Origin of the sequence: Pseudomonas piscis (assembly GCF_009380155.1) — a bacterium.
Lineage (GTDB): Bacteria > Pseudomonadota > Gammaproteobacteria > Pseudomonadales > Pseudomonadaceae > Aquipseudomonas > Aquipseudomonas piscis.
This window is the reverse complement of record NZ_WHUV01000004.1, coordinates 191982-218638: the sequence shown is the minus strand read 5'-3', so window position 1 is coordinate 218638 and position 26657 is coordinate 191982. Positions and strand designations below refer to the sequence as shown.

Sequence of the window (26657 nt, the reverse complement as noted above, 5' to 3'; positions counted from 1 at the left end):
GACTCAAGTATGACAAATTAAGTCATATACGATCTTACTGGCGTTCAATAGGATGGCGCCATCTCGAATCGATCACCGGCACAGGTCTTGTGCCCCCCAAGATGAGGAATCCGAACATGCAAATCGATCTGGGCGGCAAGACCGCCATTATCAGTGGCTCCACCGGCGGTATCGGCCTGGGCATCGCCCGTAGCCTGGCGGCCTCCGGCGCCAGTGTGGTCATCGTCGGCCGCAACGCGGCCTCGGTGGCAGAAGCCGTCGCCGGCATCCACGCCAGCAACGGCAGCGCCCGTGGCGTGGTCGCTGACCTCGGTACTGCGGCCGGCGCCGATATCCTGTTCGCCGCCGAGCCCCAGGCCGACATCCTGGTGAACAACCTGGGCATCTACAACGATGTCGACTTCTTCGACACCGACGACCAGCAATGGATGGATTTCTACGAAATCAACGTGCTCTCCGGCGTGCGCCTGTCCCGCCACTACACCCCGGGGATGGTCGAGCGCGGCTGGGGCCGGGTGATCTTCCTGTCCTCGGAATCGGGCGTCGCCATCCCGGCGCAGATGATCAACTACGGCGTCACCAAGGCCGCCAACCTGGCCGTCTCCCATGGCCTGGCCAAGCGCCTGGCCGGCACCGGCGTGACCGTGAACGCGATCCTGCCGGGCCCGACCTTCACCGAAGGCGTGGCCAACCTGGTGGCCGACGCGGTGCGCCAATCCGGCCGCAGCCCGCGGGAAGAAGCCGACGCCTTCGTGCGCCGCGAGCGCCCCAGCTCGATCATCCAGCGCGTGGCCGAAGTCGAGGAAGTGGCCTCCCTGGTGACCTACATCGCCTCGCCATTCTCCTCGGCCACCACCGGCGCGGCCCTGCGCGTGGACGGCGGCGTAGTGGACAGCCTGGCGATCTGAGTCGCCACACCAGGCGCCTAGCCCGCAACCACCACAGGTTGCGGGGCCACCCGGCGCCGAGGCCCGGGCAAAAATAGTCAGTTTTCAGGGGTTTACAGAACCCCGCCAATCGCTATAATCGTCGCCCTAACACGCCGGTATAGCTCAGTTGGTAGAGCAACTGACTTGTAATCAGTAGGTCCCGGGTTCGACTCCTGGTGCCGGCACCATATAAAACGAAGCCCTCGCAGCGATGCGAGGGCTTTGTCGTTTCTGGCATCTGCTCCAAGCTCCCCATCCAGACACGCTTCGTGCTCCAATAGCCGCCGATTCCAGCGCTACCCAGGCACAACATGAAACCCATCGCTGCATCCATCCTCGCCCTGTTGCTCCACTCCATGCTGTTCAGCGCCCCGGCTGTGGCCGGCGATGCCGAAACCGGAGCCAAGTTGTTCAAGCGCTTGTGCAGTGGTTGCCACAATATTGGGCCTTCGGTGCGCAGTTCGTTCGGGCCAGAGCTCAACGGCATCATCGACCGCCCGGCCGGCAGCGCCCAGGACTACCAGTATTCGACGGCGATGAAGTCCTCGGGCATCGTCTGGACCCGGGACAAGCTCACCCAGTACCTGCAAGATCCCAAGGGCGTGGTGCCCGGCACCCGGATGATTTTCTGGGGCTTGAGCGACGAAGAGAAAATCGACAACCTGCTGGCCTATCTACAGACCTTCCCCAATCCCTGATCCCGTTTCGCTTCCCTACAAGGATGTTTCGATGAAGCTTTCCCTGCTGTCCCTGGCGACCGCCGGCCTGGCCCTGGCCGTGCTCGCGCCGCAAGCGGGCGCCGCTGGTTTCGACTGTGCCAAGGCCTCGACCTCGGTCGAGAAGGCGATTTGCAACGCGCCGAAGCTCTCCGCCCAGGACGATGAATTGAATCGTCGCTACAACGGACTCAAGCACCTGCAGGTGTTTCGCCTGCTGCAAGTGCGCTGGCTGCGCGAGGTTCGCGATACCTGTACCTCGGACGACTGCCTGGAGGGGGCCTACCGCGCCCAGTTGAAGATGCTCGCGCCGCTGCCGATCCCCCCGGCCCCGGGCAAGAACCAGTTGCTGCCCATGGACCCGACGCGCCAGTACCGTCTGGATGAAGCCGAGCACTGGCAGCGCTTCCCACTGGCTTCCTTCCCTGCCGTAGCGCCTCGGGGCGACAAGCAGATCGTCGACGCCCAGGTGATCGATGGCGTGTTGCGCGTGGTGCTGTTCACCGGCCTGTACCAGCAGGAGCAAGGCGGCTTTGTCGGGACCCTGTATGAATATGCCGATGACCAGCCGGGCCTGTACCCCATCGCCCGGGACATCGCCTTCACCGGCTGGGCCGCCCAGGGCAACAACGACCAAGGCCTGCGCTTCGCCGGGTTCGACGGTGGGTTGCTGTACTACCGCCAGCGTATCGGTGGCGACTTGCAGCAAAGCATGACCTACCGCCTGGGTTCACGCAGCGCGCCCGAGGCCAGCCTGAAGTCCTACCAGACGCCCTCCAATACCCTGCGCCATGCCCGGGCGCGGGTGGGCCAGGACTTGAATGTGGATAACTACAGCCTGTCCCTGGACTACGACCAGCAGAGCCACAATACCTACAGTGAAAATGTCACCGCGCACAACGACACCGAGGAGGGCTGGAGCATCGTCAACCCGACCTGGAGCGCTACCCGCCCGATCATGTACTTCGACAACGAAGGGCCGCGGGCCTGCATCTGGCGAGTCGACACGCAGTACAAGACCTTGTTCAAGATCGTGCCCGAGCATGAAGCCGTCTCGGCACGCCCGATCGACCTGCATGGCCGCGAGGCGGTGGTCTACCTGGAAGGTGACCAGCTGAAGTTCGCCTTCAAGTACGACGACTGAGGGCAAGTGCCAGGCCATGAACAAGCCTCGCCCATGCCGATCAGTCAAGGCACTGGCAGGAGCGAGGCTTGCCCGCGATGGACTTCAAAGCGCTGCGTTTACTCCGTAAACCACCGCTACCCGACCATCGCAAGCGATCGAGTGTCGACCGGCTGCTCCTACAGGAATCACCTGGCTTCAAGTGAACGGCACTGCGCCAGGCGAGCTGTTTCATGGTGCGACCCGCATCTGCCTCAGGGCAGGCTGATCTTGTACTGGGCCAGCTTGGCCTGATGCTGGGGCTCGACGTACTTCTGGTTCACCAGCTTGGCGAACTTGCTGAAGTCGCTGCGGGCATCGTCGGTCAGGCCCAGTTTGTCGTAGGCAAGACCGCGGTGATAGAAGGCCCAGGCATAGTCTGGCTGGCGTAGCAGGCCGGTGCTGTAGGCTTCGGCGGCCTCGCGGTATTGCCCCAGGTCGTAGAGCGTCTGGCCCAGATGGTAGTAGGTCGGCATGTTGAAGCCGCCGCCCTTGCCCGTCTCGCCCAGGTTGGCGTCGAGGTTGGATTGCACCAGCTCCAGGGACTTCTGCGGGTTGCCCGCCTCACGATACAGGCGGCTCAGGTCCAGCACCGCGCGGGCATCGGGCTTGCCTTCCAGGGCGATGGACTTTTCCTTGGCGGCAATCGCTTGCGGATAGCGCTTGAAGCTGGCGTAGGCATCGGACTTGAGCCAGTACACCAGGCTCTGCATGCCCGGCGGCAACTGGTTCTTCTCCAGGCACAGGTCGGCCTGTTGCAGCACCACGTCGAATTTCTCGGCCTTGGCGGCCTGGCCCACCATGCGGCAATGGGCATAGTTGATCTGGTCCTGGCTCTGCAGGCCGGCACAACCGGTCAGCAGCACGGATCCCAGGAGCAATAGCGCTCCACGAACAGACGATGAAGGCATGGCTTTCAATCCAGCAGATGGGCGTTGAGGTCAGGGCGATAGACTTGCAGCAACGGCGCGGTGACGGTGCCCTGCAAGCTGCAGAAGATCGTGGTGCGGCCGGCGATCGGCTCCTTGTCGATACCTTTGTCGATACTCAGGACCCGCTCGACGAAACCGAACGGCGTAGCCACGCCACCACCGGCCTGGCCCTGGGTCCGCCATTGCAGGATCGGATCGCCGACCCGGCGAATCTCCACTCGGCTGAAAGCACCGCGGTCGTCCTTCAACCGGGCGTTATCCGTTAGCAGCGGCTTGAGGCGCGCGGCCACGTCCTGGGGCGTGCCCTCGGCGACGAAACCCCAGAACAACATGTTGCCCACCGACTTCATCGACATGGCTTCGTTGTAGTAGCCCACCAGGCGCACGCCCTTGACCACCAAGGGCTGCGCGAACGGCTGGTAGCGACCGCCTTCTTGCAGCGGGTTCATGACCTGGGGCGCCTTGACCGCGCCGTACTGGGCCAGGCTCAAGGTGCCGGCCGGCAGTTGGGTGGTGTTCAGGCTCTGGAAGAACTGCGCGTCGCAGCGGGAGAAATCACTCAGCAACTGCTCGGGCGAGGTCGCTTGCTGGCCCTGGGCGATGCTGGCGACACCCAGCAGGCACAGGCCGGACAACAGGGAACGGAACATCAAGATCATCCGTGAGGGGGAAAGTGGGGACGGAATTTAGCAAGATCGATATCAAACGGCCACAAGTCGTCCGCGACCTTATAGGCATGAAAAAGCCCCGAACCAGTCGGGGCTTCTTGCATTGCGCCACCTGTCGCCAGGTGGTGATCAGGCGTTCATCAGAACACGTTGATCGGGTAGTCGACGAATACGCGCAGTTCGTTGCCACCCACGTTGTAGTCGGAAGACTTCTGCGATACGCGCAGGACCGAACTGCGAACCTTCACACTCAGGTCCTTGGCCGGGCCGCTCTGTACCACATACTTGAACTGGTTGAAGATTTCGCGCTCGCTGCCGCCGGAAGACGTAGCGGTGGTGATGTTGTCGCCACGTACATAGGCCACGTTGTAGGTCAGGCCCGGTACGCCGAAGGCGCCGAAGTCCAGGCCGTAGCCCAGCTGCCAGCTGCGTTCGTCTTCGGCGTTGAAGTCGGACCAGTAGGAGTTGGCCAGGTAGATGGTATTGCCGCCATCGCCCACGCGACCTTGATCACGCTGGTAGCCGCCATAGGCATAACCCAGGTGGCTGTCGCCGGTGCTGCGCTGGTGCGCCAGGGTGAAGGAGTGCGGACCAGTGGCGTAGGTGGCCGCCAGGCTCCAGATCTTGTTGTCCTGGCCGCCGGCCTTGGCCTTGTTGGCGTAGGACTTGTCCAGCTTGGTGCGGTAGCCGTTGAAGTCCAGGGTCAGGGACTGGTCGGTGGCCAGCGGGAACACATAGTTCAGGTTCATGTACTGCTTCTTCAGCACGTCTTCGACGTCGGAAGCGTACAGGGCGCCCTTGAACTGCTCGGTGAACTGGTAGCTACCACCCAGGACGTTGATGGACTTCAGGCCACCGCTATCACGACCTTCGTCGCTCTTGCGCGATTCGGCGGTGAAATGACCGGCGTTCAGCTCCAGGCCCTTGATCTCCTTGGAGGTGATCAGGGTGCCGGTGTAGCTTTCCGGCAGCAGGCGCGCGTTGTCGTAGTTCAGTACCGGCAGGGCCGGCATCTGGTCGCCGTAGGTCAGCACGGTGTTGGAAATGCGGAACTTGACCGCGGCGCCGGCCTTGGCCAGGTCGTTGGCGGCCTTGCCGCTGTTGTCTTGCTTGAAGAAGTCGATGCCGCCGGCACCGCTGCGACCCTTGCCGCCGTCCAGGCGCAGTGCGTACAGGCCAAAGGCGTCAACGCCCACGCCCACGGTGCCCTGGGTGAAACCGGAGGAGAAGGTACCGATGAAGCCTTGGCCCCACTCAGCCTTGTCCTTGTTACCGTCTTTGTAGTCACGGTTGATGTAGGCGTTGCGCAGCAGCACTTTCAGGCTGCTGTCTTCAACGAAGCCCTTGGCGTCGGCCTGGCCGTCGGCCATGGCTTGTGTAGCGCTCAAAATCCCCAGTGCAATCAAGCAGATCCGCTGTTTAGACATTTTATTTTCCTTATTACGGTTTGATGACGCGCTGTGAGCTTGTGCGGCTATGGCGCTTGAACGCTCTTCTACCGTCGAAACAAAAAGCCCGCCGACATGGGATAGTGGCGGGACTTTTATCATTCTGAAATATGGCTCTTAGCCACAGGCGTTGGGGCGAATCCTATCTGCGCCCTCAACAACGTGTCAATTTCGTGAATCGTCTTTAAATAGCTGAAAATGTTCTAAGAATAGCGGGCTAGAGCATCGCCAGCTGCACGCTATGACTGTCCACGAACTGCTCGAAATGAGTCACCTTGCCATCCTTTAGCGTCCACAGGTGGGCTACCCGCACATCGATAGGTTTGCCCGAGGCATTATAGATGCCCCGGTAGTTGCCATAGGCGAAGACCTTGTCGCCCTGGGCCACATAGTTCTCGACCTTGAAGGTGAAGTCCTGCCACTCGCTGCCAAGGCGCTTGAAGACATGCTCCAGCACTTCTTCGAAACCGATGTAGGTACCGGCATAGGGAAAGCCCGCCGCTTCGGTCCAGCGCGCGTCGGGGGCCAGGGCCGCCGCGGTGTTGCGCGCGTTTTCCTGGGAGTTGGCGCCTTCGTAGGTGCTTTTGATCAACGCAAGGTTATCCATGGGTGACTCCACTGGGTTCAGGTGAATTCAGGGTGTGCAACCGTCCAGGCCACAGGTTGGGAGCGCACCGGCGCGCACGCCGCTGTCCAGGCCCAGTGAATCCTGCAGCCATCGGGCGAAGGCCTCGGGCTTGCCCAGCCAGGGGCTGATGTCGAGCAACTGGTAGCGCCCGTCGCGCTCCAGGGCCAGGGTCGGGAAGCCCTGGCCGCCAACCTCGGACAGCAGTGCCCGGCTGGCCTTTATATGTTCGTCCACCTCGTGGGCCAGCGCCTGGTCGAAAGCCGTGGCAAAAGCTTCCCGGGAAAAACCCAAGGTTTGCGCCAGCTCCAGCAGCACCTCAGGCTCGGCAATCCGCCGCCCCTCCACGTAGTGGGCGGTTTGCAACCGACCGAGCATTTCCAGGCCTCGGCCAGCCAGGGCCTGGGCCGCCAGTACGGCAGCAATCGGCGGCGCCGAGTCGAAGACCGCCGTGTGATCGCGCAACAGACCTTCGAAATAGGCCTCGCCGAACGGCTGCCCGGTGTACTCGGCAATGCGCCGATCATGGGGCATGACGTAGTCGCGCAATTGCGGCGATACCGGCTGGCGGTTGCGACCGGTCATCATGCCGCCACCATGGGCCACCACCGGCAGCACTGCCTGGGCGGCCTGGACCAGTGGCTTGGCGCCATAGCACCAGCCACACAGGGGGTCGTGAATGTAATGAAGGGTGGCCGAGGACATACGGGGGCTCCAGCAGGATCTTGAAAATTCGACAGGTGCAGCCTATGCCCCAAAGGCCAGGGGAAAAACCTCGAAATGCCTTCCAGACTGTTTCAGGATCCGGTCGAATCGCGCCGCTAGATGCCCATGAATGGACAGGCGGATGCCAGGAGATGAACCGTTACAGTTTTGACATAATTAGAAACAATAGAAGCGAAAGAGTTTTAGCAAATAGTTAACACAAGCAAATAGCAACCATTACCATTCGCGCCTTCCCGAATCACCCCCTCTCGGATGCGCGACAAAAATGCCTGCCCATTTCCGCCTCACTCCCCTGTCCCTGGGACTTTGCACCCTGCTGGCCGCCGGTTTCGCCTGCGCCGCCGGTACCACCCTGCCGACGACTTCCATTCGTGCCCAGGCAGAGTCCGACCCCGATGATCCGCGGGTCAGGGAAGTCAGTACCGCGACCCGCACTTCGACTCCCGCACGCTACGTGCCCCAGGCCATCGACACGGTCAAGACCGCCAACCTGCGGGATTACGGCACCAACGACCTGGGCAGCGCCCTGAGTGGCATCCCCAACGTCAGCAGCGGTGCCGACACCCGCTTCGACAGCGTGCGCATCCGTGGTTTCGACGCCAGCAACGACTTCTACCTGGATGGTGTCCGCGACGACAGCCAATACGTGCGCGACCTGCACAACATCGAGCGGATCGAAGTACTCAAAGGTCCTGCGGCAGTGCTCTATGGCCGTGGCAGCCAGGGCGGCATCATCAACCGGGTGAGCAAGCTGCCCGAAGCCGGCCGCCGCTCCAGCGTCGAAGTCCAGGGCGGCAGCCAGGACCTGCGCAGCCTGTACGCCGATCTCAGCGCCGACCCGACGGACAACATCAGCCTGCGCCTGAACCTGGGCAACGAGGACAAGAACAGCTTTCGCGATGGCATCGACGGCAATCACCGCCAACTGTTCGCCCCCTCGATGAGCTGGCAACTGACACCGGAGCTGAACTGGCTGGTGCAGTACGAGTACAGCCGCTACGACCGCACCCCGGATCGCGGCATCCCGGGCAACCCGCTGACCGGGCGCCCCGCCGACGTCAGCCGCAAGACCACCTACGGCGATACCCAGCGCGACTACATCAACGACCGCGCCCAATCGCTGCGTTCGCGCCTGAACTATGAGCTCAACGAGCAGTGGCAACTGCGCCATACCTTCAGCCTGTTCAAGCTGGAGAGTGACTTCGACAATACCTACCTGACCACCTACAAACCGGCGACGGGCCTGGTGGACCGCCAGCGCTGGCAACAGGACCTGAGCACCCGCAACCTGTACAACACCGTCGAGCTCGAAGGCCATGTCCAGACCTACGACATCGAACACACCTTGCTGGTGGGCCTGGAGATGGGCGAGCAGCGCCGTCACTCGCTGCTCAACCAGGGAGTGGGCGTGCCCTCGGTGCCATTGAGTGGTTCCACGCCAGGTGCCCAGCACAATGGCGCGATGAAAGTGTTCAGCAACAACCTGACCCAGGTCGACAGCACCGGCCTGTACCTGCAAGACCAGATTCGCCTGAACGATGAGTGGCAACTGCTGGCCGGCGCACGCTTCGACCGGTTCGAAGTGGACACCACCAGCAGGCTTTCAGGCCTGCGGGAGAAGCAGGACAGCACCAGCACCAGCCCGCGCGTGGGCGTGGTCTACACCCCCTGGAAAGATCACTCGTTCTACGCGTCCTGGAGCAAATCCTTTGCCCCGGTCGGTGGCGGCCTCATCGGCATCACCCCGGGGGCCAAGGGCAACACCAACCAGACCGATCCGGAGCTGACCCGGCAGAAGGAAATCGGGGTCAAGAGCGAATGGCTCGACGAGCGCCTGAGCACCACCCTGGCCCTGTACGAAATCGAGTTGTACAACCGTCGCACCGAGGATCCGCTGAACAAGGGGACCTACCTGATGACGGGCCTGCAGCGCTCGCGAGGCATCGAGCTCACCGCCACCGGCAATGTGATCGGCAACTGGTATGTGCGCGGCGGCATGGGCCTGCAGGACGCGACTATCGTCAAGGACGACAACGGCAACCAGGGCAATCGTGTCAATGATGTGGCCAAGCGCAATGCCAGCCTGTTCGTCACCTGGAAGCCGGAACTGGGCTGGTATGCCGAGACCGGCCTGACCCTGGTAGGCGACCGCTATGCCGATCCGCAGAACAAGTTCGTACTCCCCGGCTACGGCCGCTGGGATGCCCTGGCCGGCTACCGGCACAAGGACTGGGATGTACGCGCGGCACTGAACAACATCGCCAACCGCGACTACTACAGCTCCGCCACCAGCGCTTCCCAGATCCAGCCGGGCGATCCGCGCAGCCTGGTGGTCACCGGTACCTACAGCTTCTGATCCACCCGGATCATCGGCGAAAAAAAAGCGCTGCCATCCCGGCAGCGCTTTTTCACGATCCTTGTCTTTCTATCCTTTCACCACGTCCCACAACGCTTGCAATTCCGCCTCGCTGAGCAAACCAGCGGGGTAACGCTCAATGATGATCCGGCGCGGATCAGGTTCCCTGATCTGACGCGTTCCATTGGATTTCAACCATTGCACCAGAACTTGCAGCGCTTCATTGCTCATTGCCAAGGGATGCGATGCCCGCTCGCTGATCATATTCATTCCAGCGCTCTCTCCCGGTTTCTGAGCGGCCTAACTTATCCAAGGTTTATGACAGAACATCAGAGTTCCACATGTCTCAGAATCACTACCAGGCAGATACAAGAGCTATGCCAATGTGCCTGGCGCGCCGATGTGCGGCATGAAAAAGCCCGCGGCCCATCTGGGCCGCGGGCTGGCTGGAAGACCCCGGGGCAGGCCCGGGGTCGAGGCCGTCGAACAGGCGACAAGTTCTGTTACAACGGCACTCAAACCCGGCGCGGGGCGGGCTGTTGTTGGGTAAGGCAGTGGATATTGCCGCCGCCCAGTAACAGTTCGCGCCCAGGCACCATCACCACTTCGTGCTCGGGAAACAATTGCTGCAGGATCGCCTTGGCTGGCGCGTCCATCGGATCATCGAAACTCGGGGCGATGATCCCGCCATTGACGATCAGGAAGTTCACGTAGGAACCGGCCAGGCGCACCGATGGGTTGCGCTCCTGGCTGCCGGCCACCACATCGACCCCGGCGCACTCTTCTTCGGTGGCGAACAGCGGGCCGGGAATCGGCATCTTGTGCACCTTGAAGGTGCGTCCCTTGGCGTCACGGGTGTTTTCCAGGACCTGCATGGCCGCCTGGCAACGCGGATAGTTCGGGTCCTGTGGGTCGTCGGTCCAGGCCAGCAGCACTTCACCCGGGCGCACGTAGCAGCAGAAGTTATCCACATGGCCGTCGGTCTCGTCGTTGTACAGGCCATCGGGCAGCCAGACGATCTGCTCCACCGCCAGGTGATCGCGCAACACTGCTTCGATCTGCTCGCGGGACAGGTGTGGATTGCGGTTGTGGTTGAGCAGGCATTCCTCGGTGGTGATCAGGGTGCCTTCGCCATCGACGTGGATCGAACCACCCTCGAGCACGAAGCCTTCGGTGCGGTATTCCTGGCAACGCTCGATCTCCAGCACCTTGCTGGCTACCTGCTCGTCGCGGTTCCACGGCGCGTACAGGCCGCCCTCGAAGCCACCCCAGGAGTTGAAGCCCCAGTGCACGCCACGCACTTCGCCGGCGTCGTTGATGACGAAGGTCGGGCCGGTGTCGCGGACCCAGGCATCGTCGCTGGACATCTCCACCACACGGATGTTGGGTACGTCCAGGCGCGCCCGGGCGTTTTCATATTGAGCCGCGGAGACTGCCACGGTCACAGGTTCGAAGCGGGCGATGGCCTTGGCCACCGCGGCGTGGGCCGCCTGGGCCGGCTTGCCGCCCAGGCGCCAGTTGTCCGGGCGCTCGGGCCAGATCATCCAGGCCTGGGTCTGGGGGGCCCACTCGGCCGGCATGTAGAAACCGTCGGCGCGCGGCGTGCTGTGCAAAGTACTCATAGTGTTCAGGACTCCAGGGAACCGTCGAGGGTTTTCAGGGCGCCATAGAGGTTCGGACGGCGGTCACGGAAACTGCCCCAGGCGCTGCGGATGTGCTCAAGCTCGTCGAGGTCGAAACTGTGCACAAGGATACCTTCTTCGGTCTGGTTGAGCTCCTGGACCTTCTCCCCGAACTGGTTGGCGATGAAGGACGAGCCGTAGAAGGTGATGTCGTAGCCGTCCTGTTCCTCGTTGCCGATGCGGTTGCTGGCCACCAGCGGCATCAGGTTGGCGCCGGCATGGCCCTGCTGCACCCGCTGCCAGTGGTCGCGGGAGGAAATGCTCGAATCATGAGGCTCGCTGCCGATGGCGGTGGGGTAGAACAGGATCTCTGCCCCCTGCAAGGCCATGCTGCGTGCGCACTCGGGGAACCACTGGTCCCAGCAGATGCCCACGCCGATCTTGGCGTAGCGGGTGTTCCATACCTTGAAGCCGGTATCCCCCGGGTTGAAGTAGTACTTCTCGTGGTAACCGGGGCCGTCCGGGATATGGCTTTTGCGATAGATCCCAAGGTTGCTGCCATCGGCATCGATGATCGCGATGCTGTTGAAACGCGCCCGGCCGGCCAGCTCGAAGAAACTGACGGGCAGCACCACCTGCAGCTCCCGGGCAAGCTTCTGGAAATGCGCGATGGCCACATTGGACTCGGCCGCAGCGGCCAGTTGCAGATAGTCCGGATTGGGTTTCTGGCAGAAGTACGGGGTCTCGAACAGCTCCTGGACCAGGATGATCTGCGCACCCTTGGCGGCGGCTTCGCGCACCAGCTTCTCGGCGGTTTCGAGGTTGGCCTCAAGGTCCCAGGAACAGGCCATCTGGGTAGCGGCGACGGTAACGGTACGGCTCATGGATCAACTCCTGGACGAATGGACGCAGTCGATGACGACGGTAATGGGCAGGACACAGCAGTGCGGGCCCGATAACGGCCATTTTATATCCGATAAAAATCGACTTTAGAAGCCTATAAATCAGTCTGTTAAATAAATAATTAATAAAACACAGATATAAATCGATTTTTTGAGTCGCATAATCGGCGGATAAAACATTTGGCCGGCCTCCTCTCCCGCAGGCAGGATGCTGCGGGCGGATGGCCGGCCAGGAAAGGACCGGGATGGGCAAGGATCCTAGAGGTCCTCGTCGAGCACCTTGGACAGCATGTCGACAAAGAAATCGACGCTCTGCCGGGTGGTTACCATCGGCGGCTTGATCTTGAGGATGTTGAGATAGTCGCCGGTGGGCTGCATGAAGATCCCCAGCTCGCGCAAGCGCTCGCAGAGCAGGGCGGTTTCCTCGGTGGCCGGTTCCAGGGTCTGGTGATCGCGAATCAACTCCAGGCCCAGGTAGAACCCCGAGCCATGCACCGCGCCCACCAGCGGATGCCGCTCCTTGAGCGCTTCCAGGCGCTGGCGGAAATGCTCGCCTACTACCCGCGCGTTGTCCCAGAGCCCTTCGTCGCGCATCACATCCAGCACCGCGATGCCGATGCGGCAACTGACCGGGCTGCCGCCGGACGAGGAGAAGAAGTACCCCTCGGCCTCCAGCGCCTCGGCGATCTCGCGCCGGGTAATCACCGCGCCCAGGGGCTGGCCGTTACCCATGCCCTTGGCCATGGTGATGATGTCCGGCACCACGCCTTGCTCCTGGAAGCCCCAGAAGAATTCGCCCATGCGGCCATAACCCACCTGGACCTCGTCGGCGATGCACACCCCGCCCCGCTCCCGGACCCGCTGGTAGACCTCGTGCAAGTAGCCCCGGGGCAACGAGATGCCGCCGGCGTTGCCATATACCGGCTCGCAGATGAAACCGGCCAGCTGGCGGCCCGTCTCGTCGAGCTTGGCCAGTTGCTGGTCGACACTGCGCAGGTACTGTTCCGTGGTGTCCGGGCCACGGAATTGGCCGCGGTAGGTGTTGGGCGCGGTCACCGGATGGACCCAGGCCGGACGGCTGTCCAGGGCCCGGGGGTTGTCGGCGATGGAGGTGGAGACCGCATCGGCGGCTACCGACCAGCCGTGGTAGGCCTCCAGCACGCTGAGCATGTCGCGGCCGCCGCTGTAGGCCCAGGCCAGGCGGATCGCCAGGTCGTTGGCCTCGGTGCCGCTGTTGACCAGGAACACCCGGTCCATGGAGTCCGGGGCCAGGGCCAGCAGGCGCTCGGAAAACTCGGCGATGGCCGCGTAGTGAAAGCGAGAGTTGGTATTGAGCAACGACCACTGGCGCGCCGCCTCGGCGGCCATGCGCGGGTGGCCATGACCGAGCACCGCGACGTTGTTGAGCATGTCCAGGTAGGAACGCCCCTGCATGTCGATCAGGTGGTTGCGCCAGCCACGCTCGATCCGTGGCGGATCGACGTAATAATGCTTCTGGGTACGGGCAAAGCTGGCGTCGCGCCGGGCCAGCAGGGCTTGGGCGTCCATTTCCGGCTCGGCATCGCAGGCCAGCCCCAGCAGCGCTGCCGGCGACGGACACAGGGCCTGCCAGGCCGGGGCCCATGAAGGGCTGCAGAACATCGGCGGCGCGAGCTCGGCACTGCGGCAGAGCTGGACCTTGAGCCGGCCGTCGGCGGCCACTGCTCCCAGCACCTGGCCCTTGACCAGCGCCGCCCCTGCATGCACCGAGGCCTCGACGCCCCACAGGCGCAGGCTCGAGCCCGGGCCGTCCAGGCGTAGCAAGCCATCCGCGGCCGCGTGCAGGACGCCGGCGAACGGCGCCTCCACCGTTGTGCCCGCAGGCACTTGCAACTGCACATGCAACGGGCAGGTCTGGGGTTCGTGCGCGCAGTCGGGCTGGGTCCGGGACAAGCGGTACTGACCGTAGCGGCTGGCGGCCAGGCCATGGGCAGCCCCGGCTTCGGCCAGCAAGCGGTCGTCGATGCCTGGCTGCTCCCAGTTGCCCGCCTCGAAATGCGGGCTGAGCACCCCCAGGTCGATCAGGGCGAACTCACGCCCCACCAGGCTCGGCAACAGCGGAACGAAGCCTTCGCTGGCAATGGCCGGCAGTGCCTGGCCGACGGCGCTGAGAATGGCCGCCTCCATCAGCTCGAACGGCACCGAGGCGGCGACCCGGAAGATCTCCCACTCATGGTTCAAGTTGGCGCGGCTGTATTGGTTGTCCGGGTCGATAGCCAGCTGCTGCTCGCCACTGAGCACCAGCACTGCGGCCCGGGCCACGATCAGCGGCCAGAGTGCCAGCAGTTCCGCCCGTTGCAGCGGATTGACCCGGTGATAAGCCTGGATCGCCGGCAGGATGCGCAGTGGATCGCCCTCGGCATGGTGCAGCAGCGAGGCACAGGTCACCGACAGGTCGGTGATGCGCCAGGTACGGACCAGGTCGCCGAAGTCGATCACTCCCTGCACCTGCCAGTGGCGCGCCACATCACGCTGCCAGACCACGTTGTCATCGGTGATATCCATGTGGATCGCCTGCACTGGCAACTGCTCGACCAGCGGGCGCAGGCGATGCTCGGCGCGCTGGGCGGCAGCGGCGAGCTGGGCACGCTGCTGGGGATCCTCGATGACCGGCAACAGGTGTTCGGTCAGGGTCTGGGCATGCCGGGCGTCCCATTGCAGGGTGCGCTCCAGTCCTGGGTGCTGGAAATCCGCCAGGGCCAGGTCCATCTGCCCGCAGAGCCGACCCAGGCCGGCCACCAGTTCCACCCCCAAGTGCGGCAAGTGGGTCAGGGAGCGGCCGTCTATATAGTCGAGCAGGCGCACATGCAGGGCTTGCCCGGCAATCTCCAGGGTCAGCAGTTCTTCGCCGTTGCTGGCCGGGATGACCCTGGGAACCCGTAGCCCGGGATATTGGCGCAAATGCCTGAGGCCCTCGTGCTGGGCTTGCAACTCCAGGGCGGCATAGTCGCCACGGCAGATCTTCAGGACAAAACGGCCATTGGCAGTGTCGACGCGGTAGTTGAGGTCCTGCTGGCTGCCCAGGGACTGCACGGTGCCGTACAGCCCATAGTGGGCCTGCAGCAACTCCAGCGCCTGCTGCGCCGTGACCTGTGGACTGGGCAGGCTGGCACGATGGATCAAGGTGGCGAGCAACATACGACGACCCCCGGAAATTGTCATTGGCCGCCTATATCGCCACTGGCCGGGGCGTTGCGCAACCCCCGGTCCGTCGAGCGGACGTTGGTTCCGACCGCGTCCCCGGGATATTCAACGCGCCAGGGATGTAATCGATGGGCAGCGCCCTATTGCACCACGGGCTTCGTGCCGACAAGCTATGCTGCATTTTCCGCAGTAAATGATCTTTCAAGGACACAGGCCCTTACACATGCGCATTCTTGTCACCGGCGGAGCCGGCTTTATCGGCTCGGCCCTGGTCCGCCACCTGATCCGGCACACGGAACATGAAGTCCTGAACCTGGACAAGCTGACCTATGCGGGCAACCTGGAATCGCTGCATAGCATCGCCAGCAACAGCCGCTATGAATTCGTCAAGGCCGACATCGTCGACCAGGCCACCGTCAGTGCCGTGCTGGCCCGCTTCCAGCCCCACGCCATCATGCACCTGGCAGCCGAGTCCCACGTGGACCGCTCCATCGACGGACCGTCGGACTTCATCCAGACCAACATCGTCGGCACCTACAGCCTGCTGGAAGCGACCCGCGCCTATTGGCACCGGTTGCCCGAAGCGGAAAAAGCCGCCTTCCGTTTCCACCACATCTCCACCGACGAGGTCTACGGCGACCTGCATGGCGTCGACGACCTGTTCACCGAAACCACGCCCTATGCCCCCAGTTCGCCCTATTCCGCGAGCAAGGCCGCGTCCGACCACCTGGTCCGCGCCTGGCAGCGCACCTACGGCCTGCCGGTCCTGATCACCAACTGCTCCAACAACTATGGCCCGTTCCACTTCCCCGAGAAGCTGATCCCGTTGGTGATCCTCAATGCACTGGCGGGCAAACCACTACCGGTCTATGGCAATGGCCTGCAAGTACGGGACTGGCTGTACGTCGAGGATCATGCCCGGGCTCTGTTCAAGGTGGTTACCGAAGGCGTGGTGGGCGAGACCTACAATATCGGCGGTCATAACGAACAGAAGAACATCGACGTGGTGCGCGGCATCTGCAGCCTGCTGGAAGAGCTGGCCCCACACAAACCCGAGGGCGTGGGCCACTACGCCGACCTGATCACCTTCGTCCAGGACCGTCCCGGTCACGATCTGCGCTATGCCATCGACGCCGGCAAGATCGAACGCGAACTGGGCTGGGTGCCCGAGGAGACCTTTACCAGTGGGCTGCGCAAGACTGTGCAGTGGTATCTGGAAAACCTCGAATGGTGCCGTCGGGTACAAGACGGCAGCTACCAGGGCGAACGCCTGGGCTCCACCGACATCAAGGATCTGATTGCATGATCAAGGGCATCGTATTGGCAGGCGGGTCCGGCACCCGTCTACACCCCATCACCCTCGGCGTTTCCAAGCAGCTGCTGCCGATCTATGACAAGCCGATGATCTACTACCCGATCTCGGTGCTGATGCTGGCTGGTATCCAGGACATCCTGATCATCTCCACTCCCCAGGACCTGCCTCAGTACCGCAACCTGCTGGGCGACGGCAGCCAGTTCGGCGTGCGCTTCAGCTACGCCGAGCAGCCTTCGCCAGACGGCCTGGCCCAGGCCTTCCTGATCGGCGAGCAGTTCATCGGCGATGACCCGGTGTGCCTGATCCTGGGCGACAACATCTTCCACGGCCAGTATTTCGGCGAGCAATTGCGCACGGCCGCCAAGCGCTCCAGCGGCGCCACGGTGTTCGGCTACTGGGTCAAGGATCCCGAGCGATTCGGAGTCATCGACTTCGACAAAGAAGGACGGGCCCTGTCCATCGAGGAAAAGCCCAAGAAACCCAAGTCCAGCTATGCCGTCACCGGCCTGTACTTCTATGACAACGACGTGGTGCAGATCGCCAAGCAGGTCAAGCCTTCGCCACGGGGCGAGCTGGAGATCACCGACGTCAACAACGCCTATCTCAAGCGCGGCGACCTGCATGTGGAGCGCTTCGGCCGTGGGTTCGCCTGGCTCGATACCGGTACCCACGACAGCCTGCTGGAAGCCTCGCAATACGTGCAGACCATCGAGCACCGCCAGGGCCTGAAGGTCGCCTGCCTGGAAGAGATCGCCTACGAAAACCGCTGGATCAGCCGCGAGCATCTGCTCGAGCGCGCGGCCTATTTCGGCAAGACCGGCTACGGCCAGTACCTGTTCACCCTGGCTGGAGAAAACCAATGAAGGTCATTGCCACCGAACTGCCCGGCGTGCTGATCATCGAGCCCAAGGTATTCGGCGACGAACGCGGTTTCTTCTACGAAAGCTTCAATGCCAAGGTCTTCGCCGAAGCGACCGGACTGGACGTTCAGTTCGTCCAGGACAACCACTCGCGCTCGCAGAAGGGCGTGCTGCGCGGCCTGCATTACCAGTTGCAGAACACCCAGGGCAAACTGGTGCGCGTGACCCAGGGCGAAGTGCTCGACGTCGCCGTCGATATCCGTCGCAGCTCACCGCACTTCGGCCAGTGGGTGGCGGTACGCCTGTCGGCGGCCAATCACCGCCAGCTGTGGGTACCCGAGGGTTTCGCCCATGGTTTCGTGGTGCTAAGCGATTTCGCCGAATTCCTCTACAAGACCACCGACTACTACACGCCATCGGCAGAGCGCAGTATCCGCTGGGACGACCCGACGCTGGCCATCGGCTGGGAGCTCCGCGAGCCCCCGCAACTCTCCGCCAAGGACCAGGCAGGAAGCCTGTTGACTGAGGCCGACCTGTTCCCATGAACACTCCACTGAAGATCCTCATCAGCGGCCAGCACGGCCAGGTTTCCCGCGAACTGCAGAAGCGCCTGGGCGACCTGGGCGAACTGCTGGTCCCGGGTCGCGACCAGCTGGACCTGAGCCATCCGGAGCAGATCCGCCAGCAGGTGCGCACGCTGCGCCCCGACCTGATCATCAACGCCGCCGCCCACACCGCGGTCGACCAGGCCGAAAGCGAGGCAGAACTGGCCTACGCGATCAACGCCACCGCGCCCGGGATCTTCGCCCAGGAGGCCTTCGAGCTGGGCATCCCGTTGATCCACTATTCCACCGACTATGTGTTCGACGGCAGCAAGGGCAGCCCTTACATCGAAGAAGACGAGCCCCATCCGCTGAGCGTCTATGGCCAGAGCAAGCTGGCCGGCGAACGGGCCATCAACCTGGTACAGGGCCAGCACCTGATCCTGCGCACCAGCTGGGTCTATTCCAGCCATGGCAAGAACTTCCTGCTGACCATGCAGCGCCTGCTGCAGGAGCGCCCGGAACTGCGCGTGGTAGCCGACCAGGTCGGCGCCCCGACCTGGGCCGGCACCATCGCCAATAGCACCCGGGCCCTGATCGAGCGCTGGCAGGCAGGAAACCCCGGAGCCTGGGGCACCTACCACCTGACCGCCCATGGCGAGACGTCCTGGTTCGGCTTTGCCCAGGCCATCGGCGAGCAGTTGTTGGCCATGGACAAGCCTTGCGCGGTACTGGAGGCCATTCCCTCCAGCGCCTATCCGACCCCGGCGCCACGACCGCTGAACTCGCGCCTGGACTGCAGCCGCCTGGAGCGGGAGTGGGGCGTGATCCAGCCGGACTGGCACACCGCATTGCGCGAGTGTCTTGCCGAGCAGGGCTAGGCATAATGCGCCTGTAACCACAAGCGCCGTTCCCATGACCCCACCCCTTCCCCGTCGTCCCCGCTGGCGCAGCCTGGCCCTGCTGGCGCTGTGCCTGGCTCCACTGCTGTGGCCGCTGCAGCACCTGGCGGAACGCTACTACCGCAATGAGCTGGCCGGGCAGAATCGCCAGACCCTGGACCTGTACGTGGCCAACCTGCTGGGCACCCTGCACCGCTACGAGGTGCTGCCGCAGATCCTCGGCGACCTGCCCGCACTACGGGCGGTACTGGGCGCCCCGGACGATGGCGTGACCCAAGGCAACGCCAACCGCCTGCTGAAGAACATCAGCGCCCAGACCGGTGCCGAGGTCATGTACCTGATGGACACCAGCGGCAATACCCTGGCGGCCTCCAACTGGGACAAGCACGACAGCTTCGTCGGGCGCAACTTCGCCTTCCGCCCCTATTTCAGCGAAGCCATGGCCGGGCGCCTGGGGCGCTTCTTCGGCCTGGGCACCACCTCGGCCAAACGTGGCTATTTCTTCGCCGCCGCGGTGCGCGACGGCGAGCGCATGCTCGGCGTGCTGGTGGTCAAGGTGGACCTGGACCACACCGAGAGACTCTGGGGCAAGACCCCGGAGCAGTTGCTGGTGACCGACCACAATGGCGTGGTGATCCTGACCTCGCGCCAGGAATGGCGCTTTCGCGCGACCCGGACCCTGAGCGAGCAGGAACACCAGGCGATCATCGCCATCCAGCCCTACCCGACCCGCGACCCGCGCCCACTGAACCTCAATCCCGATGCCTGGCTGACCCAGACCCAACAGATCGAGGAGACCGGCTGGAGCGTCAGCATCCTCGCCCCGCGCACGCTCATCGACCGTCCAGTACGAACCGTGGTGGCGGTGGGCGCCGCCGCGCTGCTGGTGCTGATGCTGCTGCTCGGGCTGATGATGCAGCGGCGCCGGCACTACCTGGAACGGATCGCCTTCGAAGGCAAGGCGCGGCGCGAGCTGGAGATGCGCGTGGCCGAACGCACCAGCGACCTGGAAAACCTCAACCGACGCCTGAAACAGGAAGTGCTGGAGCGTGAGAACGCCCAGCAGGATCTGGTGCGCGCCCAGGACGATCTGGTCCAGGCCGGCAAGCTCTCGGCACTAGGCACCATGTCCGCCAGTATCAGCCACGAACTCAACCAGCCCCTGGCGGCGATCCGCAGCTACGCGGAGAACGCCGAGGTGCTGCTGGATCATCAACGCACCGACGACGCCCGGGGCAACCTCAAGCTGATCAGCGAACTGACCGGGCGCATGGCCTCGATCATCACCCACCTGCGGGCCTTTGCCCGGCGCGATCACCACGCACCGGAGAGCGTCGCCCTGCAGCCGGCCCTGGACGATGCCCTGGCCCTGCTGGCCAAGCGGCGCCGGGCCATGGATGTGGAGCTGATCCGCGACCTGCCGGCCGCTACCCTGTGGGTCCAAGCCGGGGAAACCCGCCTGCGCCAGGTGCTGGGCAACCTGCTGGCCAACGCCCTGGATGCCCTCACCGAAAAAGGCCCGCCGCGCAAACTGTGGCTGAGTGCCGAATCCACCGCCACGGGCGTCAACCTGTGCATTCGCGATAACGGCCCGGGCTTCTGCATGGAAGCCCTGGGCCGTGCTGGCGAACCGTTCTACACCACCAAGACGCGCACCCAGGGCCTGGGGCTCGGACTGGCGATCTGCGACACCCTGATGCGGGCCTTCGGCGGCGAGCTGTCGTTCGCCAACCACCGCGAAGGCGGTGCGCTGATCACCCTGCGCCTGCGCGCCGGGGCTCCGGGCGTCAGCCCGCAGCCGTCCGAGGATCGCGGAGTATGAGACACGGCGCAGCCCGCAAGCCGATAATCCATGGACCGGCCTGGCATGGCCGGCCACGACACGATCTGGAAAGCCACCGATGACCCGTCCCGACAGCCTCAACCCCCAGTTGCAAGTGGTGTTGATCGACGACGATCCGCACCTGCGCCAGGCCTTGAGCCAGACCCTGGACCTGGCCGGGCTCAAGGTCTTGTCCCTGGGCGAGGCCCAGGGCCTGGCCGAGCGCCTGGAGCGGGATTGGCCGGGGGTGGTGGTCAGTGACATCCGCATGCCCGGCATCGACGGCATGGAACTGCTGAGCCAGTTGCATGCCCAGGACCCGGAACTGCCAGTGCTGCTGATCACCGGGCATGGCGACGTGCCCCTGGCGGTACAGGCGATGCGCGCCGGGGCCTACGACTTCCTGGAAAAACCCTTCGCCAGCGATGCCCTGCTGGACAGCGTGCGCCGCGCCCTGGCCTGGCGCCGCCTGGTGCTGGACAACCGCAGCCTGCGCCTGGCCCTGAGCGATCGCCAGGAACTGAGCGCCAGGCTGGTGGGACAGTCGGCTTCCATCCTGCGCCTGCGCCAGCAGATCGGCGCCCTGGCGGCGACCCGCGCCGATGTGCTGATCCTCGGCGAAACCGGGGCCGGCAAGGAGGTAGTGGCCCGGGCCCTGCACGATCTGTCAGGAAGACGTAACGGACCGTTCGTCGCGATCAACGCCGGGGCCCTGGCGGAGTCGGTGGTGGAGAGCGAGCTGTTCGGCCACGAACCTGGAGCTTTCACCGGCGCGCAGAAGCGGCGCATCGGCAAGTTCGAGTTCGCCAATGGCGGCACGCTGTTCCTCGATGAAATCGAAAGCATGAGCCTGGATGTCCAGGTCAAGCTGCTGCGCCTGCTCCAGGAGCGAGTGGTGGAGCGCCTGGGCGGCAACCAACTGATCCCGCTGGATATCCGCATCATCGCCGCGACCAAGGAAGACCTGCGCCAGGCGGCGGACCAGGGGCGTTTTCGCGCCGACCTCTACTACCGCCTGAACGTGGCGCCACTACGGATTCCGCCACTGCGCGAGCGCGGCGAGGATGTGCTGATGCTGTTCCAGCACTTTGCCGATGAAGCCAGCAGCCGCCACGGCCTGCCGGCCCAGGAGCTGCAACCCGGGCATCGGGCCCTGCTGTTGCGCCACGCCTGGCCGGGCAACGTGCGCGAGTTGCAGAACGTCGCCGAGCGCTTCGCCCTGGGCCTGGAATTGGCCCTGGACAACGGCGATCCGGGACAGGCCCCGGCCGCGACCGCACCGCTGATCAGCGGCGGCCTGAGCGAACAGGTCGAGCATTTCGAGAAATCGCTGATCGCCGCCGAAATGTCCCAGCCCCACAGCTCGCTGCGCAGTCTCGCCGAGGCCTTGGGCATCCCGCGCAAGACCCTGCACGACAAGCTGCGCAAGCATGGCCTGAACTTCGCAGACAGCGGCGCCGGACAACCCGGCGACGAATCGGAATGAACCACTCCCAGCCAACTCCCGACCCCGAGGCCCATGCATGAACCGCGACAGTCGATACCTGGAATCCATCCTCCACCATGACATTCCCCTGACTCGGGAAATGGGCCTGAAGGTGCTCGACTGGCAGGCGCAGCAACTACGCCTGCAATTGCCCCTGGAAGCCAACGTGAACCACAAGAGCACCATGTTCGGTGGCAGCCTCTATTGCGGCGCGGTACTGGCTGGCTGGGGCTGGCTGCACCTGCGGCTGCGGGAGGAGGGAATCGAGGACGGGCACATCGTCATCCAGGAAGGGCAGATCAGCTACCCGCTGCCAGTCACCGGTGACGCCCAGGCGATATGCGCGGCCCCCGAGGACAAGGTCTGGAAGAAATTCCTGTCGATGTACCAGCGCTACGGTCGGGCACGCCTGACCCTGCACACCAAGGTGGTGAATGCCGGCAGCGAAGAAGACGCGGTACTGTTCGCCGGCCAGTACGTGCTGCACCGCTGAAATCGGCCTGCCCCGGGACTTTACCCGGGGCTCGGCTCGCCTGTGGTATCAGCGCTGCCCGTCCTGGGCGCCACAGAGTTCCAGCAGCCTGGCCCGCCAAGGGGCCTTGGCGGGCAATGCCACGAAGAAATCGTTGAGCAGCGACTCCCGAGGCGGATAACAGAACGGCGCGCCGGCAAGATCCAGCACCTCGCCCCCGGCGCCTTCGAGCACGCCCTGGGCCGCCGCCGTGTCCCATTGCGACGTGGGCGCCAGCCGTGGATAACAATCCGCCGTCCCTTCGGCCAGCAGGCAGAACTTCAACGAGCTGCCGATGTTGGCCAGTTGCAGCTCACCCAGGGTAGCGCTCAAGCCACCGAGCAGGCGTTCTTGCGCCGGGCTCGAATGGCGCCGGCTGGCCACCACGGTGAAGGCCTGGCCCACCGGCTGCTCACGTACGGCGATCGCCTGCAGCGCCTGGCCACGCTCGGCACGCCAGGCACCCAGGCCGGCGCCACCCAGGTAGCAACGGCCATTGGTGGGCATCGCCACCACGCCGAACACCACGCGCCCCTGCTCGATCAGGGCGATGTTGACGGTGAACTCTTCGCTACCGGCAATGAACTCCTTGGTGCCGTCCAGCGGGTCCACCAGCCACCAGCGCTGCCAGCTGGCCCGGGTCGCCTGGGGAATGTCGGCGTCTTCCTCGGACAGCACCGGGATGTCCGGGGCCAAGGCCTTGAGGCCGGCGACGATCAGGTGGTGCGCGGCCAGGTCGGCCGCCGTCACCGGGGATTCGTCGGCCTTGTGCTCGACCGCCACATCGGCGCGCCAGAACGGCAGGATGGCGTCGCCGGCACGCAGCGCCAACTCCATTACCGGAGCCAGGAAAGGATGGGGAAGCGTCATCGGTATCTCACTCATGCTTGAAAGACCCCGCGCTGGCTCAGCAGGTCGCGGGCCAGGTACAACGCGGCCAGGGCCCGGCCTTCGCTGAACTGGGGATTCTGCGCCAGGCCGGACAACTCTCGCAGGTTGACCTTGTCGACCCGCATCGGCTCGGGTTCATCGCCCTCCAGGCGCTCTTCGTACAGGTCGGTGGCCAGCACCACCTGGATCTTCTGGCTCATGTAGCCCGGGGACAACGACAGCTCGGTCAGGTGCTCCAGCTGCCGCGCCCCGAAGCCGGCTTCCTCCTTGAGCTCACGCTCGGCCGCCGCCAGCACGTCCTCGCCAGGCTCGATCAGGCCCTTGGGCAGGGACAGCTCGTAGGCATCGGTGCCGCCGCAGTATTCCTCCACCAGCACCGCGTGCTCGGCATCGAGCATCGCCACGACCATCACCGCACCATAACCCGCGCCCCGCCCCACCAACCGCTCGTAGGTACGTTCGGCACCATTGGCGAACCGCAGTTGCAACTGTTCGACACAGAACAGGCGACTGGAAGCGACGATCTCTCGGGCAAGTACGGTGGGTTTCTGACGCATGGCGGGCTCCTTGGCGATAGCGGGTTACTATACAGCCTGTTTGAAAGTGACTGGGTTGCAGATTGCGGCAGCGCACAGGCGCTGCGAGACCTATTGTTTACTGCATGTGATCGCCCCTGCCGGGGTGTTTTTTTACGCCGGGTGCATGGCCTTGGCCCCTCCCGCTTCGTCGGCCCTGCCGGTCGACCGTTTTCCATTGGAGAAGTAGTCAATGGCCCTGATGCCCTGGCGCGATATCGATACCGTCCTGCTGGACATGGACGGCACCTTGCTGGACCTGCACTACGACAACCATTTCTGGCTGGAGCACCTGCCCCAGCGCTATGCCGAGCTGCACGGGGTGAGCCGGGCCATGGCGGAGCTGGAACTGCGCCCGCTGTTCGAGCGTAACGCCGGTCGGTTGCAGTGGTATTGCCTGGACTTCTGGAGCACCGAACTGAAGCTGCCGGTACGCGAGCTGAAGCTGGAGACCGCCCACCTGATCGCCCTGCGTCCGGACGCCGACACCTTCCTCGCAGCACTGGGACGCGCCGGCAAGCGGGTGATCCTGATCACCAACGCCCACCGCGACTCCCTGTCGTTGAAGCTGGAGCGGATCGAGCTGGCGCCCTACTTCGAACGCCTGATCAGCTCCCACGACTACGGTTTTCCCAAGGAGGACCCGCAATTCTGGGAAGCCCTGCAGGCCGATATCCGCTTCGATCCGACCCGCAGCCTGTTCATCGACGACACCTTGCCGATCCTGCGCAGCGCCCGGGACTTCGGGGTCGCGCAATTGCTCGCGGTCAGCCAGCCGGACAGCCGCAAGGGACCGAAGGACACGGCGGAATTCGCCGCGGTAGGGGATTATCGGGAGTTGCTCGACGGGTTGGCCGAGTAACAGGCCCGCATCCATGCGGGCCTGTTGGCAACCCGGGCTATCGGCTCACTCGGGAATGCGCAGGACCTGGCCCGGATAGATCTTGTCCGGATGGGACAACAGGGGCTTGTTGGCCTCGAAGATCTTGTTGTACTTGTTGGCATCGCCGTATTGCGCCTTGGCGATGGCGCTCAGGGTATCGCCCTTCTTCACGGTGACGAAGACCGCCGTAACCGCGACCGGGCCGCTGACGGTGATCTGGTCCTCGACACTGCCGACACCGGCGATGTTGCCCAGGGCCAGGAGGATCTTTTCCTTCTCTTCCTGGCTCGCCACTTCGCCCTTGACGATGACCTTGTCGCCTTCCACCGTCGCCTGGACGTTGGGGTTGCCCAGGCCGACCTTGGCGATGTGCTCCTTGAGCTGCTCACTGGCGTTGGCGTTACCGGGGGTCAGCAGGTCGATCAGTTTCTCGCCCGCTTCCTTCACAAAGCTGAAAATGCTCATGTCGCACACTCCTTGGTTGATAGATCCAGATGCGAAAGACTAGACCAGCCCGGCCGATCGAGGTTCCCGGCCGACCACTGACCAAGGCCGCGCCGGCACGGTAGAATCCCGGCCTTTTGTCGCACCGGAGCGAAGATGGACATCAAGCAGCTGAAATTCCTCATCGCCCTGGACGAAACCCGCCACTTCGGCCAGGCCGCCGCGCGCTGCCATATCACCCAGCCGACCCTGTCGATGCGCCTGCGCAACCTCGAGGAAGAGCTCGAGCTGCCGCTGGTCAACCGTGGCCAGCGTTTCGAAGGTTTCACCGCACCCGGCGAGCGCGTCCTGGCCTGGGCCCGCACCGTGCTCACCGCCTATGACGGGCTGCTGGCCGAAGCCGCTGCCTGCCGCGGCAACCTGGTGGGCACCCTGCGCCTGGGAGTGGTCCCGTTGTCGAGCTTCGACCCGCAGCCACTGATGCAGCGCCTGCACGCCGAACACCCGCACTTGCGCTTCGAACTCTCGTCCCTGAGCTCGGAACAGATTCTCGAGCAGTTGGCGAGCAATCGCCTGGACCTCGGGGTGTCCTACCTGGAACGCCTGGACGGCGAGCACTTCGACTCCCTGACCCTGGCCCAGACGCATATGGGGCTGCTGTACGACCAACGGCATTTCAGCTTCGGCGAGCAACCGCTGAGCTGGGAGGCGCTGACCGAATTGCCCCTGGGCCTGCTGACCAGCGGCATGCATTTTCGCCAGTCCATCGATCACAACTTCCATATCCGCGGACTGCACCCTCGCCCCGTCCTGCAGACCGATGCCGTCCATCAGCTGGTGCAGATGGTCCACGGCGGCCTGTGCTGTGCGGTGATGCCCCTGGACAGCGGCCTGGAAGCCATGACCGAACACCTGCGCCTGCAGCCGATAGAAGATGCCCAGACCCTGGCCCGCCTGGGCTTGATCATGCGCCGCAGCGCGCCACGCTCGGCCCTGGCCGAGGCCTGCTTCGCCCTCTACCGCAAACTCCTCGACGGTCTTTGATCGACGCCATCTATCAAAGGATCAGTACTAGCAATTAGACGCGACACAATGCCGCGCTTAGGCTTGGCCACCAGTACGCCGCTGATCCCCCGATGAACGCCAAACGCCCGCCC

The 26657-nt window shown here is 64.0% G+C and carries 25 protein-coding genes and 1 tRNA gene; 14 read left to right on the top strand and 12 right to left on the bottom strand.

Annotated elements, in window-relative coordinates:
- Positions 1 to 116: 116 nt before the first annotated feature.
- The 4 genes from GDH07_RS22895 (at position 117) to GDH07_RS22880 (ending at position 2789) form a co-directional block, all read left to right on the top strand.
- On the top strand, positions 117 to 908 hold the full coding sequence (locus GDH07_RS22895; RefSeq protein ID WP_022639205.1) for an SDR family NAD(P)-dependent oxidoreductase: 792 nt from the start codon (positions 117 to 119) through the stop codon (positions 906 to 908).
- Positions 909 to 1041: 133 nt separating this feature from the next.
- Positions 1042 to 1117 (top strand) — tRNA-Thr (locus GDH07_RS22890).
- Between the two features lie 123 nt (positions 1118 to 1240).
- On the top strand, positions 1241 to 1627 hold the full coding sequence (locus GDH07_RS22885) for a c-type cytochrome (protein ID WP_022638841.1): 387 nt from the start codon (positions 1241 to 1243) through the stop codon (positions 1625 to 1627).
- A gap of 31 nt (positions 1628 to 1658) precedes the next feature.
- Positions 1659 to 2789 carry a lysozyme inhibitor LprI family protein gene (locus GDH07_RS22880; RefSeq protein WP_152899015.1) on the top strand — a complete coding sequence of 377 codons (1131 nt, stop codon included), beginning with the start codon at positions 1659 to 1661 and terminating at the stop codon, positions 2787 to 2789.
- A 233-nt stretch (positions 2790 to 3022) separates the two neighbouring features.
- On the opposite strand, the gene GDH07_RS22875 is transcribed toward GDH07_RS22880, so the two are convergent.
- The 5 genes from GDH07_RS22875 to GDH07_RS22855 form a co-directional block, all read right to left on the bottom strand.
- Positions 3023 to 3688 (bottom strand): tetratricopeptide repeat protein, encoded by a 666-nt coding sequence (locus GDH07_RS22875; RefSeq protein ID WP_022638839.1) that lies wholly within the window; start codon positions 3686 to 3688, stop codon positions 3023 to 3025.
- Between the two features lie 35 nt (positions 3689 to 3723).
- Positions 3724 to 4389: a hypothetical protein gene (locus GDH07_RS22870; RefSeq protein ID WP_022638838.1), complete on the bottom strand. Its 666-nt coding sequence runs from the start codon at positions 4387 to 4389 to the stop codon at positions 3724 to 3726.
- Between the two features lie 158 nt (positions 4390 to 4547).
- On the bottom strand, positions 4548 to 5834 hold the full coding sequence (locus GDH07_RS22865) for an OprD family porin (protein WP_031319892.1): 1287 nt from the start codon (positions 5832 to 5834) through the stop codon (positions 4548 to 4550).
- 238 nt (positions 5835 to 6072) lie between these two features.
- Entirely contained in the window at positions 6073 to 6462 is a 390-nt protein-coding gene (locus GDH07_RS22860) for a nuclear transport factor 2 family protein (protein ID WP_152899014.1), read from the bottom strand.
- 27 nt (positions 6463 to 6489) lie between these two features.
- A complete protein-coding gene (locus tag GDH07_RS22855) occupies positions 6490 to 7185 on the bottom strand; it encodes a DsbA family protein (protein ID WP_022638835.1) in 696 nt (231 codons plus the stop codon).
- A 286-nt stretch (positions 7186 to 7471) separates the two neighbouring features.
- Here GDH07_RS22855 and GDH07_RS22850 point away from each other — a divergent pair, with 286 nt between their 5' ends.
- Positions 7472 to 9562: a TonB-dependent receptor gene (locus tag GDH07_RS22850; RefSeq protein ID WP_152899013.1), complete on the top strand. Its 2091-nt coding sequence runs from the start codon at positions 7472 to 7474 to the stop codon at positions 9560 to 9562.
- A 69-nt stretch (positions 9563 to 9631) separates the two neighbouring features.
- Here the strand turns inward: GDH07_RS22850 and GDH07_RS22845 are convergent, their stop codons facing one another.
- From GDH07_RS22845 to GDH07_RS22830, 4 genes are all read right to left on the bottom strand, one after another.
- Complete coding sequence (locus GDH07_RS22845) at positions 9632 to 9832, bottom strand: hypothetical protein (protein ID WP_031319890.1); 201 nt, start codon at positions 9830 to 9832, stop codon at positions 9632 to 9634.
- Positions 9833 to 10077: 245 nt separating this feature from the next.
- Positions 10078 to 11184, bottom strand: coding sequence for an agmatine deiminase (gene aguA / locus GDH07_RS22840; RefSeq protein WP_152899012.1), 1107 nt, complete (start codon positions 11182 to 11184; stop codon positions 10078 to 10080).
- A gap of 5 nt (positions 11185 to 11189) precedes the next feature.
- Positions 11190 to 12068, bottom strand: a complete 879-nt coding sequence (gene aguB / locus GDH07_RS22835; RefSeq protein WP_152899011.1) for an N-carbamoylputrescine amidase — start codon at positions 12066 to 12068, stop codon at positions 11190 to 11192.
- Positions 12069 to 12344: 276 nt separating this feature from the next.
- A complete protein-coding gene (locus GDH07_RS22830; protein WP_152899010.1) occupies positions 12345 to 15263 on the bottom strand; it encodes an aminotransferase in 2919 nt (972 codons plus the stop codon).
- A gap of 229 nt (positions 15264 to 15492) precedes the next feature.
- On the opposite strand from GDH07_RS22830, the gene rfbB reads away from it, so the two are divergent.
- The 7 genes from rfbB to GDH07_RS22795 all read left to right on the top strand — a co-directional run bounded on the left by rfbB (position 15493) and on the right by GDH07_RS22795 (position 22689).
- Positions 15493 to 16575, top strand: a complete 1083-nt coding sequence (rfbB, locus tag GDH07_RS22825) for a dTDP-glucose 4,6-dehydratase (protein ID WP_152899009.1) — start codon at positions 15493 to 15495, stop codon at positions 16573 to 16575.
- Positions 16572 to 17447: a glucose-1-phosphate thymidylyltransferase RfbA gene (rfbA, locus tag GDH07_RS22820; protein ID WP_152899008.1), complete on the top strand. Its 876-nt coding sequence runs from the start codon at positions 16572 to 16574 to the stop codon at positions 17445 to 17447. Before rfbB ends, rfbA begins: the two co-directional genes overlap by 4 nt.
- Positions 17444 to 17989, top strand: coding sequence for a dTDP-4-dehydrorhamnose 3,5-epimerase (rfbC, locus tag GDH07_RS22815; RefSeq protein WP_152899007.1), 546 nt, complete (start codon positions 17444 to 17446; stop codon positions 17987 to 17989). Before rfbA ends, rfbC begins: the two co-directional genes overlap by 4 nt.
- Positions 17986 to 18867 (top strand): dTDP-4-dehydrorhamnose reductase, encoded by an 882-nt coding sequence (gene rfbD, locus GDH07_RS22810; RefSeq protein ID WP_152899006.1) that lies wholly within the window; start codon positions 17986 to 17988, stop codon positions 18865 to 18867. The genes rfbC and rfbD overlap by 4 nt, the downstream gene beginning before the upstream one ends.
- Before the next feature lie 34 nt (positions 18868 to 18901).
- Positions 18902 to 20710 (top strand): sensor histidine kinase, encoded by a 1809-nt coding sequence (locus tag GDH07_RS22805; protein ID WP_152899005.1) that lies wholly within the window; start codon positions 18902 to 18904, stop codon positions 20708 to 20710.
- A gap of 79 nt (positions 20711 to 20789) precedes the next feature.
- Positions 20790 to 22196: a sigma-54-dependent transcriptional regulator gene (locus tag GDH07_RS22800; RefSeq protein WP_152899004.1), complete on the top strand. Its 1407-nt coding sequence runs from the start codon at positions 20790 to 20792 to the stop codon at positions 22194 to 22196.
- 37 nt (positions 22197 to 22233) lie between these two features.
- Positions 22234 to 22689, top strand: coding sequence for a YiiD C-terminal domain-containing protein (locus GDH07_RS22795; RefSeq protein WP_022644228.1), 456 nt, complete (start codon positions 22234 to 22236; stop codon positions 22687 to 22689).
- A gap of 48 nt (positions 22690 to 22737) precedes the next feature.
- Here the strand turns inward: GDH07_RS22795 and cysQ are convergent, their stop codons facing one another.
- Together cysQ and nudE are read right to left on the bottom strand one after the other, a co-directional pair.
- Positions 22738 to 23577, bottom strand: coding sequence for a 3'(2'),5'-bisphosphate nucleotidase CysQ (gene cysQ, locus GDH07_RS22790; RefSeq protein WP_152899003.1), 840 nt, complete (start codon positions 23575 to 23577; stop codon positions 22738 to 22740).
- An 11-nt stretch (positions 23578 to 23588) separates the two neighbouring features.
- Positions 23589 to 24155 carry an ADP compounds hydrolase NudE gene (nudE, locus tag GDH07_RS22785; protein WP_053132652.1) on the bottom strand — a complete coding sequence of 189 codons (567 nt, stop codon included), beginning with the start codon at positions 24153 to 24155 and terminating at the stop codon, positions 23589 to 23591.
- A gap of 211 nt (positions 24156 to 24366) precedes the next feature.
- Here nudE and yrfG point away from each other — a divergent pair, with 211 nt between their 5' ends.
- Complete coding sequence (yrfG, locus tag GDH07_RS22780; RefSeq protein WP_022644225.1) at positions 24367 to 25035, top strand: GMP/IMP nucleotidase; 669 nt, start codon at positions 24367 to 24369, stop codon at positions 25033 to 25035.
- 45 nt (positions 25036 to 25080) lie between these two features.
- Here the strand turns inward: yrfG and lysM are convergent, their stop codons facing one another.
- A complete protein-coding gene (gene lysM / locus GDH07_RS22775; protein ID WP_022644224.1) occupies positions 25081 to 25521 on the bottom strand; it encodes a peptidoglycan-binding protein LysM in 441 nt (146 codons plus the stop codon).
- 135 nt (positions 25522 to 25656) lie between these two features.
- Between lysM and GDH07_RS22770 the strand changes: the two genes are divergently transcribed.
- On the top strand, positions 25657 to 26544 hold the full coding sequence (locus GDH07_RS22770) for a LysR family transcriptional regulator (protein WP_022644223.1): 888 nt from the start codon (positions 25657 to 25659) through the stop codon (positions 26542 to 26544).
- Positions 26545 to 26657 lie beyond the last annotated feature (113 nt).

Excerpts from the sequence above, each read along its gene's own strand:
- GDH07_RS22895 (WP_022639205.1), top strand. The coding sequence starts at position 117 with ATGCAAATCGATCTGGGCGGCAAGACCGCCATTATCAGTGGCTCCACC.
- GDH07_RS22885 (WP_022638841.1), top strand. The coding sequence starts at position 1,241 with ATGAAACCCATCGCTGCATCCATCCTCGCCCTGTTGCTCCACTCCATG.
- GDH07_RS22880 (WP_152899015.1), top strand. The coding sequence starts at position 1,659 with ATGAAGCTTTCCCTGCTGTCCCTGGCGACCGCCGGCCTGGCCCTGGCC.
- GDH07_RS22870 (WP_022638838.1), bottom strand. The coding sequence starts at position 4,389 with ATGTTCCGTTCCCTGTTGTCCGGCCTGTGCCTGCTGGGTGTCGCCAGC.
- GDH07_RS22865 (WP_031319892.1), bottom strand. The coding sequence starts at position 5,834 with ATGTCTAAACAGCGGATCTGCTTGATTGCACTGGGGATTTTGAGCGCT.
- GDH07_RS22860 (WP_152899014.1), bottom strand. The coding sequence starts at position 6,462 with ATGGATAACCTTGCGTTGATCAAAAGCACCTACGAAGGCGCCAACTCC.
- GDH07_RS22855 (WP_022638835.1), bottom strand. The coding sequence starts at position 7,185 with ATGTCCTCGGCCACCCTTCATTACATTCACGACCCCCTGTGTGGCTGG.
- GDH07_RS22850 (WP_152899013.1), top strand. The coding sequence starts at position 7,472 with ATGCCTGCCCATTTCCGCCTCACTCCCCTGTCCCTGGGACTTTGCACC.
- GDH07_RS22845 (WP_031319890.1), bottom strand. The coding sequence starts at position 9,832 with ATGAATATGATCAGCGAGCGGGCATCGCATCCCTTGGCAATGAGCAAT.
- aguA (WP_152899012.1), bottom strand. The coding sequence starts at position 11,184 with ATGAGTACTTTGCACAGCACGCCGCGCGCCGACGGTTTCTACATGCCG.
- aguB (WP_152899011.1), bottom strand. The coding sequence starts at position 12,068 with ATGAGCCGTACCGTTACCGTCGCCGCTACCCAGATGGCCTGTTCCTGG.
- GDH07_RS22830 (WP_152899010.1), bottom strand. The coding sequence starts at position 15,263 with ATGTTGCTCGCCACCTTGATCCATCGTGCCAGCCTGCCCAGTCCACAG.
- rfbB (WP_152899009.1), top strand. The coding sequence starts at position 15,493 with ATGCGCATTCTTGTCACCGGCGGAGCCGGCTTTATCGGCTCGGCCCTG.
- rfbA (WP_152899008.1), top strand. The coding sequence starts at position 16,572 with ATGATCAAGGGCATCGTATTGGCAGGCGGGTCCGGCACCCGTCTACAC.
- rfbC (WP_152899007.1), top strand. The coding sequence starts at position 17,444 with ATGAAGGTCATTGCCACCGAACTGCCCGGCGTGCTGATCATCGAGCCC.
- rfbD (WP_152899006.1), top strand. The coding sequence starts at position 17,986 with ATGAACACTCCACTGAAGATCCTCATCAGCGGCCAGCACGGCCAGGTT.
- GDH07_RS22805 (WP_152899005.1), top strand. The coding sequence starts at position 18,902 with ATGACCCCACCCCTTCCCCGTCGTCCCCGCTGGCGCAGCCTGGCCCTG.
- GDH07_RS22800 (WP_152899004.1), top strand. The coding sequence starts at position 20,790 with ATGACCCGTCCCGACAGCCTCAACCCCCAGTTGCAAGTGGTGTTGATC.
- GDH07_RS22795 (WP_022644228.1), top strand. The coding sequence starts at position 22,234 with ATGAACCGCGACAGTCGATACCTGGAATCCATCCTCCACCATGACATT.
- cysQ (WP_152899003.1), bottom strand. The coding sequence starts at position 23,577 with ATGACGCTTCCCCATCCTTTCCTGGCTCCGGTAATGGAGTTGGCGCTG.
- nudE (WP_053132652.1), bottom strand. The coding sequence starts at position 24,155 with ATGCGTCAGAAACCCACCGTACTTGCCCGAGAGATCGTCGCTTCCAGT.
- yrfG (WP_022644225.1), top strand. The coding sequence starts at position 24,367 with ATGGCCCTGATGCCCTGGCGCGATATCGATACCGTCCTGCTGGACATG.
- lysM (WP_022644224.1), bottom strand. The coding sequence starts at position 25,521 with ATGAGCATTTTCAGCTTTGTGAAGGAAGCGGGCGAGAAACTGATCGAC.
- GDH07_RS22770 (WP_022644223.1), top strand. The coding sequence starts at position 25,657 with ATGGACATCAAGCAGCTGAAATTCCTCATCGCCCTGGACGAAACCCGC.